General features: G+C 74.5%; 5 protein-coding genes and 1 pseudogene. 3 read left to right on the forward strand and 3 right to left on the reverse strand.

The genetic code is table 11. The features are described 5' to 3' along the window. Positions 1–391 precede the first annotated feature (391 nt). Together SSBG_RS19770 and SSBG_RS19775 are read left to right on the forward strand one after the other, a co-directional pair. Positions 392–3169 (forward strand): annotated as a pseudogene (locus tag SSBG_RS19770) (alpha/beta fold hydrolase). 290 nt (positions 3170–3459) lie between these two features. Continuing rightward, on the forward strand, positions 3460–4377 hold the full coding sequence (locus SSBG_RS19775; protein ID WP_008747848.1) for an ABC transporter permease: 918 nt from the start codon (positions 3460–3462) through the stop codon (positions 4375–4377). 249 nt (positions 4378–4626) lie between these two features. Here the strand turns inward: SSBG_RS19775 and SSBG_RS19780 are convergent, their stop codons facing one another. Further along, a complete protein-coding gene (locus SSBG_RS19780) occupies positions 4627–5220 on the reverse strand; it encodes a DinB family protein (RefSeq protein ID WP_008747849.1) in 594 nt (197 codons plus the stop codon). A 377-nt stretch (positions 5221–5597) separates the two neighbouring features. Then, positions 5598–6080: an NUDIX domain-containing protein gene (locus SSBG_RS19785; RefSeq protein ID WP_234010600.1), complete on the reverse strand. Its 483-nt coding sequence runs from the start codon at positions 6078–6080 to the stop codon at positions 5598–5600. A 202-nt stretch (positions 6081–6282) separates the two neighbouring features. Here SSBG_RS19785 and SSBG_RS19790 point away from each other — a divergent pair, with 202 nt between their 5' ends. Further along, positions 6283–6519: a hypothetical protein gene (locus SSBG_RS19790; RefSeq protein WP_037870197.1), complete on the forward strand. Its 237-nt coding sequence runs from the start codon at positions 6283–6285 to the stop codon at positions 6517–6519. 295 nt (positions 6520–6814) lie between these two features. On the opposite strand, the gene SSBG_RS19795 is transcribed toward SSBG_RS19790, so the two are convergent. Next, positions 6815–7357 carry a hypothetical protein gene (locus SSBG_RS19795; protein ID WP_234010601.1) on the reverse strand — a complete coding sequence of 181 codons (543 nt, stop codon included), beginning with the start codon at positions 7355–7357 and terminating at the stop codon, positions 6815–6817. Positions 7358–9372: the final 2015 nt, after the last annotated feature.

A 9372-nucleotide genomic window follows, 5' to 3' on the forward strand; every position in this document is an offset into this window, starting at 1 on the left:
CGGGGTGGGGGCGCGTGATCCGGGGGCGTGCCGGGTGGGGGCGCGTGATCAGGGGATCGTGTGGGGCGGGGGCGTGTGACTCCGGGGGTCGTGTGAACCGGCGGTCGCGTGGAGTGGGGCGTTCCGGGTACGGGAGGGCGTGCAGAAACGATCCTCAAGCGGCGCGCCGCGCATCTCGTATGACGATCCCCTGCCTCTGTGGATAACTTCCGGGGCCCGATTCGCGGAAGCCCGTACGGTGTGCGTCATGGATCTCCGCACGTCATCCGGGCGCACGTCACGGCGGTCCGGCGGCCTCCCGCGAGGACCGGGCGCCGGGCCGCCGCCCCGCGCCGCGCGCCGCTTCGCCGCCGTCCTCACGACGGCCCTGCTGCTCCTCGCGAGCGCGCTGCTGCCGGGCGCCGCGCCGAGCGCCGAGGCGGCGCCGAAGAGCGGCGGGGCGCTCGCCTCCGGGGCGCACCGGGCGGGCGGCGTCCCCGGCGCGGAGAGCGCGGGCGTCCACCGTACGGAGAGCGGCGGCGTCCACCGTACGGACGCCTTTCGCCGCATGGCGGACGGCACCCGCATCGACACGAGCTGGTTCACGGCGGGCGATCCGCGCGAGAAGCGCCCCGCCGTCCTCCTCGCGCACGGCTTCGGCGGCAGCAAGGCCGAGCTGCGCTCCCAGGCCGAGTCCTACGCGCGCCGGGGCTACGCCGTGCTCACGTGGTCCGCGCGCGGCTTCGGCCGCTCCGGCGGGGAGATCGGCCTCAACGACCCGGAGCACGAGGTCGCGGACGTCTCCCGCCTCGTCGACTGGCTCGCCCGCCGCCCGGAGGTCCTGCTCGACAAGAAGGGCGACCCGCGCGTGGGCGCGACCGGCGCCTCCTACGGCGGCGCGATCTCGCTGCTCGCGGCGGGCCACGACCCCCGCGTCGACGCGATCGCCCCGGAGATCACGTACTGGGACCTGTCGCAGGCGCTCTTCCCCGACGGCGTCTTCAAGAAGCTCTGGGCCGGGATCTTCTTCACCTCCGGCAGCGCGGACATCGGCTCGCGGGTGGCGGGCGTCGGGGTCGGCTGCGGACGCTTCACGCCCGAGCTGTGCGCGATGTACCGCAGGGTCGCCGAGCGCGGCGCGCCCGACGCGGCGGCGACGAAGCTCCTCCACGACCGCAGCCCCGCCGCCGTGGGCGACAGGATCAAGGTCCCCGCCCTCGTGATCCAGGGCCAGTCCGACTCGCTCTTCCCGCTCGGCCAGGCCGACGAGACGGCCCGGCACATCCGCGCCAACGGCGCCCCCGTCTCGGTCGACTGGATCGCCGGCGGCCACGACGGCGGCGACATGGAGATCCCCCGACTGACCCGCCGCATCACCACCTGGTTCGACCGCTACCTCAAGAAGGACCGCTCGGTGAACACCGGCCCGGCCTTCCGCATCTCGCGCAGCGGCTCCGTGGGCGCCACGGACGACGCCGCCCAACTCACGGGCGCGGACCTCTCCACGTACCCGGGACTGACCGGCGGCGTCCCGGGCCGCGGCGCGGACTCCGGCTCCGACCCGGCCGCGGCGGGCCGCGACCGGTCCCGCGTCCGCTCCACCGAACACCACTACGCGCTGCCCAGGGACCGCCAGGTCTTCGCCAACCCGCCCGGCGGCTCGCCGCCCTCGCTCTCCGCCGTCCCCGGCCTCGGCGACGGACTCGCCCGGCTCGCCGAGCGGACGGGCCAGGGCTTCGCCGTCGACTTCCCCGGCCAGTTCGCCCGCTTCGACACCGAGCGGCTCACGAAGCCGGTCCGCGTCACGGGCAGCCCCACCGTCCGCGTCCACGTCCGTTCCTCGACGGGCACGGCGGTCCTCTTCGCGAAGGTCTACGACGTCGGCGCGGGCGGCAAGAAGCAGGTACTGCCCGCGCAACTGGTCAGTCCGGTACGGGTCACGGGCGCCCGCGAGGGCCGTACGGTCATCGTGACGCTCCCCGCCGTCGACCACCAGGTCCCCAAGGGCCACCGCCTGCGCCTCGTCCTCTCCGCGACCGACCTCGGTTACGCCTCCCCGGCGGCCCCCGCCACCTACACCGTCACCCCGGCCGGCGCGCTGACCGTCCCGAGCCTCCCGCAGGCCGCGAGCGGCCCGGCGCCGCTCCCGGTCTGGGTCTGGGCCCTCCCGGCGGCCGGCGCGGTCCTCGCCCTGCTGCTCCTCCTGCTCCGCCGCCGCACCGACGTGGCGCCCCCGCCGGACCCGGACCTCGCGGACGTCCCCCTGCGGATCACGGGCCTGGGCAAGAAGTACGCGCGCGGCGCCGAGCGCTGGGCGGTGCACGAGCTGTCGTTCACGGTGGGGCGCGGTCAGGTCCTCGGACTGCTCGGCCCCAACGGCGCGGGCAAGACGACGACGCTGCGGATGCTGCTCGGCCTCGTGCGCCCGGACGCGGGCGAGATCCGTGTCTTCGGCCACGCGATCCGCCCCGGCGCCCCCGTGCTGTCGCGTGTCGGTGCCTTCGTGGAGGGCCCCGGCTTCCTCCCGCACCTCAGTGGCCGCCGCAACCTGGACCTGTACTGGAAGGCGACGGGCCGCCCCGAGGCCGACGCGCACACCGCCGAGGCCCTGGAGATCGCGGACCTCGGCGAAGCGCTGGACCGCCCGGTCCGCACCTACTCGCAGGGGATGCGCCAGCGCCTCGCACCTCGCCCAGGCGATGCTCGGCCTGCCGGATCTCCTCCTGCCTCGACGAACCGACCAACGGCCTGGACCCGCCCCAGATCCGAAAAGATGCGCGAGGTCATGATCGCGTACGCGGCCTCGGGCCGCACGGTCGTCGTCTCCAGCCACCTCCTCTCGGAGGTCGAACAGTCCTGCACGGACCTGGTGGTCATGGACCGGGGCCGCCTCGTCGCCGCCGGCCCGGTCGAGGAGATCACCGGCGGCACGGGCGCGATGACGATCGGCCTGGCCCACCCGGTCCCCGATCCGGTCCTCGCGAAGGCGGCGGCGCTCCCGGGAGTGGCCGACCTGACCCGCGACGACGACCGCACCCTCCTCCTCCGCCTGGACGAGGGCGCCACGACGACGGACCTCCTCGCCCCCCTCCTCGCCCCCCTCCTCGCCCTGGACCTCCCCATCACCACCCTGACCCCCCGCCGCCGCCTGGAAGACGCTTTCCTCCACCTGATCGGGGGCCCGTCATGACCACAGGCCAACACCCCGGCACCAGCGGCACAACCGACCTCGCGAGGCGCGGGGGAGAGGGCAGGAGCACGGCTCGCGAGGCCGTGCCGCCCGGGGGAGCGGTCGTGCCCGCGACTGGCGCGGGCCGGCCTTCCGTACGGGTGGGAGGCGAGCCCAGGACGGAGGCCGCCGGAGTGCGCCGCGCCGGACTGTCCCGCCGCAACCTCCACCCTTGTCCCCACCCCCCCATGCCCATCCCCACCCCCATGGCAACGCCCACCCTCGCTCCCCGAGCACGACCGGAGTTCCGCATGACGCACCTCGGTAGCAGTTGGCCTCCGCCCCTGCCGGAGACCGGGGCCGGGGCGGCCCCCGCCTCGCCGCGCGCGGAGGGGTACCGGCCCGGGCGGACCTTGCCCGTGCGGGTGGAGTTACGCAGGCAGTTGACGCGGCGACGGACGGCGGTGATGGGGGCGGCGCTGTTCCTGCTGCCGTTCGTGCTCGCCGTGGCCTTCGCCGTGGGCGGGACGCCCGGTGGGGACGGTGCGAACCAGTCGCGCGGCACGCTCATGGACGCGGCGACGCGCTCGGGCGCCGACTTCGCGGCGGTGTGCCTCTTCGTCTCGGCGGGTTTCCTGCTCGTCGTCCCGGTCGCCCTCTTCTGCGGGGACACGGTGGCCGCCGAGGCGAACTGGTCGACGCTCCGCTACCTCCTCGCCGCCCCGGTCGCCCGCCACCGCCTCCTCGCGAGCAAACTGGTCGTCGCCCTGGCCTGCTCCCTCGCGGCGATGATCCTCCTGCCGCTCGTGGGGCTCCTCCTCGGCACGGCGCTCTACGGCTGGGGCCCACTCGAACTCCCCACGGGTGACTCCGTCCCGGCAGGGACGGCCGTCCCGCGCCTCGCGCTCGCCGTCGCCTACCTCTTCGTCTCCCAACTCGTCACGGCCGCCCTCGCCTTCTGGCTCTCGACCCGCACGGACGCGCCCCTCGGCGCGGTGGGCGGCGCGGTGGGCCTCACGATCATCGGCAACGTCCTGGACGCCGTCACGGCACTCGGCCACTGGCGGGACTTCCTCCCCGCCCACTGGCAGTTCGCCTGGACCGACCTCCTCACCCCCGAACTCGCCTGGCAGGGCGCGGCAAAAGGCGCGGCGATCTCGGTGACCTACGCCGTGGTCCTCTTCGCCCTCGCCTTCCGGGGCTTCGCGCGGAAGGACGTCGTCTCATGAACAGGCCCTGAGCCCTGGGACCACCGGTCGACGGAGGCACGGCGAGCACGCGCGGTCCCCTCCCGCCTGGGGCCACGGCCACGCGAGGGTGCTCGCCGGTCGGTTCCTGCGGGAGATCTCCTTCACCACGGCGGCGAAGGCCACCCGTTCGTCACGCGGAGCGCGGAGCGCGCCCCGCCACCCTGCGGCCGAGCCGGAAACGACGGCAGTGAGGAGGACCGGCCGCCGCCATGTCGCGCGGCACGGATCTCAATGCCTCCACGCCTTGATCGATGCGGCAGATCTGGCGGCCTGCTCGACCTTCGCGCGGAAGGCGCTGCGGGCCTCCTCATCGACCGGCGTCTCGTGTTCGGGCCGCATCCCGGTGCGGCCATCGGGGCTTTCGCGCAGGATGTCGGCGTGCCCGGCATGTCGGTTGGTCTCGCCGAGCACATGGACCAGGGTGGCGAACAGGTTCGTGCGGGAATGGGGCTCCGGCCACCACGGCACGTGGCCGGGGGCGTCAAGGGGGAGGTGGCCGATCGTCGCGTCCGAGTGCTCCCAGGTGCGCCGGTAGGAGGCGACGATCTGGTCGCGGATCTCGTCCTCGGCGGCCCACAGATCGCTGCCGTCGTGGTCCTGCCACCGGGGCAGCGGTTCCGGGGAAGGACGGCCGAAGACCTCACCGAAGTACCTGGCCTCGACACTGGCGACATGTTTGACCAGCCCGAGAAGGCTGGTCCCGGTCGCCGTCAAAGGCCGACGGGCGTCGTACTCGGACAGTCCCTCAAGCTTCCAGAGCAGGGCCGCCCGGTCGCGCCGCAGTCTCCCGTGCAGGCTGTCCTTCGCGAATCCATCGATCATGCGGCATCACCCTGCCACGGGCCACCAACGGCCTCAACATCCCCCACGACCCCCCCCAAGGACGTGCAAGACCGAGGCCCGACCGCGACCACCACGCCCGGAGCAGCGACGGGAAACTCACGGAACCCGATCGGGAGTCGGCCGGGCCGGGGCCCCAGCGCGTCCCCCCGCTCCGGGCCGTTCGCCCGCCCTGCCCCACCGGGCTCCCCTCCCGGCGCGTTCGCGCGCTCCGGGGCCGCCTCGCCCGGACCGTCAGTCCCGTAGCCGTACCCGCGCCCGTACCCGCCACGCAGTCTTCCGCCCGAGCGCCGCGAATGCCTCCCGCTGTCAGCCCGGCCGTGAGCCCGGCCGTCAGCCCTCGTCGTGAATGGCTTCGCTCAGCCCGCGCCCCGCAACGTGTCCCCGTCCACCTCTCCGCTGATCAGCCCGCGGTGCACGGGAGACAGGCCGTCCGGAAGGTCGTCGGGCTCGCACCAGCGGGCCTCCAGGATCTCCAGCGGGTCGAGCCGGAGGGTGCCGCCGGTGAGGCGGGCCTCGTAGGCCACTTCGAGGCGCAGGCGGTAGCCGCTGCGGAGGCGGACGAGGGGGCCGGGGACGACGTCGAGCCCGGTTTCCTCCTTGACCTCGCGGACGACGGTCTGCCCGAACTCCTCACCTTTCGCGGCGAAGCCGGTCGGCAGGCCCCAAGGCTGACGGGGCGACCACAGCCGGTGCCGCAGCACCAGCACGCGCCCTTCGTCATCGCGTACGACCCCGGTGACACCGACGTTGTACTTGGCGTGCGCGCACCACAACAGCCGCCACTGAAAGGGCCGAAGCAGCCGCCACACCCGGGCAATCAGCGCGTGGGGACGGATCATGTCTCCCATTGTCGCCCGCTCGCCAAGCGTTTCGTCCTCGCCCGCCTCCTCCACGTCCGCCTCGTCCAGGCCCTGCCACCGTGAGGCGCGGAGTGATCCACAAGGATGGTGTGAGGAAGTGATCATCGGGCAGGTGACGCCACGACGGACCCACTCAACCGGCACCGGAGCTGTCCGGTCCCGTTCCGAAGGAGAAACGCCTGTGAAGTCATGGCGCACTCGTACGACTCTCGGCCTCGCCACCGTCGCGGCGGCGGTGGCCATCCCGCTGACCGCCGGTACGGCCTCCGCCGCCCAGTGGCACGACGTCGCCGGCGGGCCGGAGATGTACCCGAACCTGGCGTCGTGCCAGGCGGAGATACCGAAGGCCAAGCAGTACTACCAGGACGCCGCCTGCACCGAAGTCAACGGCCTGGTCACCCTCTGGGCCCTGTACTGACCGCCCCGGCGGCCTGACACGCGGGCGGCGCTCACCGTCGGATGCCGGGTGCGAACTCGCGCCTTTGAATGCCCCGTTGGCGCGAGGCTTCGTTCGCGCGGGCGCTCCGCCTAGGCGGGGCTGTGGCCCCTGCGCGCCTCGACCGGCCCCCGCACTCCACTCCTTCACCGCCAAGGGCGGTTCCCCCGGTGTCATCGGGGGTGGGGGAGGGGGCGGGGGCGCGGCGCAGGCAGCGCCGACGAGCGGTCGAGAGCACTCGGGCCCTCCCGGCCGCACCGGAGGCGCGCGAGGAGCCTCATGTTTTCTCCCTGCACGACGAGTTGGTATCCAGCAGGCGGCGCAGGGAGGCGTCGGGAAGAGGTACGCCGGCGGGGGTGCCGTACTCGGGATCGACCGCCGGGACCTGCGGCAGCCGGTTCATCAGGCTCTCCAGCGCGGCGGGCAACGAGGGGGTACGGCGCGCGTGGCACTGCGCGAGCAGCCGGTGCCGCAGGGTGGGGGAGAGGGGTGGCGGTGTGTCCCCGTTCCCTGGGAGAAACGGTTCCGCCGTATCCCGGTCCTCGGCGGGGTGGGGCTTCGGCGTGTGCCGTCCCCGCGCCCGCCACCGCTCCGCGTCGCGGAACTCCCCGCGCGCGCTGTGCAGCAGGAAGAGCAGGAAGGCCGCCGTCCGGCTCCCTCCGTCCGCCGCGCGCCGCCACCACCACCCGGCCGCGTCCTCGGCGCGCGTCAGGTGCAGCAACGCCCCGAAGACCAGCGCCCCGTGTGGATCGCCCTCGCCCTCGGCCACGGGCCCGGCGACAAGGCGCGCGAGACTCGCGGCGGCGGGCGGAGCGTCCACGACGAGCGCGACAGCCAGATCCAGATCACGCGCAGCCTGCTCATGCGGCGCCGCCCCCCGCCTCACCCGCCCACCTCCGCCACACGGAAGACACCCACTGGGCTGGGAGCCCCCATTGGGCTGGGAGCCCCCATTGGGCTGGGAGCATCTGCCGGGCTGGAAGTGCCTGCCGGGCTGGAGGCGCCTGTCGGGCTGGGAGCCGCCGCAGGTCCGGGAACGCCCGCTGGGCTGGAAGGGCCAGCCGGGTTCGAAGCGCCCGCTGGGCTTGGGGCCTCCGCCGGGCTGGAGGCACCCGCCGGGCCGCGAGGCGCCGCTGGGCCGTGAGGCCCCGCCGGGTTGGGGGCGCCTGCCGTGCCGGAAGCGCCTGCCGGGCTGGCAGCCGCAGCAGGGCCGGGTGCCGCCGCAGGTCGGGGAGCGCCCGTGGGGCTGGAAGGGTCCGCCGCACTCGAAACGCCCGCCGCGCTGGAAGTACCCGCCGTGTCAGAAGCATTCGCCGTGCCGGGAGCATCCGCCGAACTGGAAGCGTCCACCTTGCTCGGCGCACCCGCTGGGCCGCGAGTCTCCGCCGGGCTGGAAGCGTCCGCCGCGCTGGGAGCACCCGCCGAGCTGGGAGTGTCCGCCGTGCTCGAAGGCTCCGCTGGGTTAAAAGTGTCCGCCGCGCTCAAACCGCCCGTGGTGCTGGGAGCCCCCGTCGCGCCAGCAGTCCCCGCAGGGCTGGAAGTGCCCGCCGGGCCGGGGGTGTCCGCCGCGCTCGGTGCGCCCGCTGGGCTGCGGGTCACTGCTGGGTCGGGAGCTTCTGCCGGGCCGGGAGCCCCCTCCAGGCTCGGAGGATCAGCAGGGCCGCGAGCCCCCGAGGCGCTGTAAATGCCCTCCCGGCTTGAAGAGTTCGCCCCGCTGCGAGTCCCTGTCGCGCCAGCAGCCCCCGCCGCGCTGGAAGCACCCGCCGTGCCGGGAGCATCCGCCGAACTGGAAGCGTCCGCCGCGCTCGGTGTGCCCGTCGTGCCGCAAGCCGCTGCCCGGCTGGAAGCTTCCGCCCTGGCGCCAACCCCCTCCGCGCCGGAAGCTACCGCCGAGTCCGAAGGCCCCGCTGCTCCGCGAGTCCCCGCCGCCCCGCGAGCCCCCGCCTCACCCGACGCTCCTCCCGCGCCCGGAACCGCCGCCCCCAGGGCGGAAGCCGTGCCGTTCCCCGTGGGCTCCTCGCCCCGTGCCGCCTCCGAAAGCTTCTCCACCCGTCCGCGCGCGTAGCGCGCCTGTGCCCCCACCGCCGCTCGCTCGATGCCCAAGTAGTCGGCGATCTCCGCCTCGCCCACGCCGAGTTCGTACCGCAGGACCACCAAGTCGTACAGGCGCTCGGGCAACTCGTCCAGGGCCGCCCCGGACACCTCGCATACCGGCCGCAGGCCCCGTTCCGTCGCGCAGGCGTGCACCTCCGCCTTCAGCACGCGCCACGCGTACCGCGCCACCGAGTCCGAGCCGAGCACGCCGCGCCAGTTCCCGCGCAGCCACCCGCACACACGCGTCACGACCTCGTCCTTGTACACCGCGCCCACCTGCGTCGCGGCATACCGCGCCCACAGTTCCCGGTGCGAATCCGCGAAGGCGTCGAAGGTGAGGTCCGGCCGCCGCGGCGCCACGAGCGAGGGGTCGAGCACGGCCCGTGCCCCACTCCCACCCGCCCCGGCCTCGGCCCCCGTCCTCATGCCCGCACGCCCACGTGCCCCCGAATCCCCGCCCGTACGTCCCCGCGCACCCGCACCCGCACCTGTCCCCGAATCCGCTCCCACACCCCTGCCCTCCTCACCTTCACCCTGTCCCTCACCGTCCTGCCCCCTCTCTGTCCCCGCTCCACTCTCGCCGCCCGAGCACTTCGCCCAAGCACCGCTCCTCAGCCCGCTCGGCCCGTCTCCCCGAGCTGGTCGCGCGCCCCCGCCCAACGCCCCCGCAACCCCGCCCAGCCCATCCCAGCCCAACCGCACGCATCCCCCCGCCCACCGCCCAGCAACCCCACATCACCG

Origin of the sequence: Streptomyces sp. SPB074, from assembly GCF_000154905.1 — a bacterium.
Taxonomy (GTDB): Bacteria; Actinomycetota; Actinomycetes; order Streptomycetales; family Streptomycetaceae; genus Streptomyces.

Coding starts and splice junctions, on each gene's coding strand:
- SSBG_RS19775 (WP_008747848.1), top strand. CDS start 3,460: ATGACGCACCTCGGTAGCAGTTGGCCTCCGCCCCTGCCGGAGACCGGG.
- SSBG_RS19780 (WP_008747849.1), bottom strand. CDS start 5,220: ATGATCGATGGATTCGCGAAGGACAGCCTGCACGGGAGACTGCGGCGC.
- SSBG_RS19785 (WP_234010600.1), bottom strand. CDS start 6,080: ATGATCCGTCCCCACGCGCTGATTGCCCGGGTGTGGCGGCTGCTTCGG.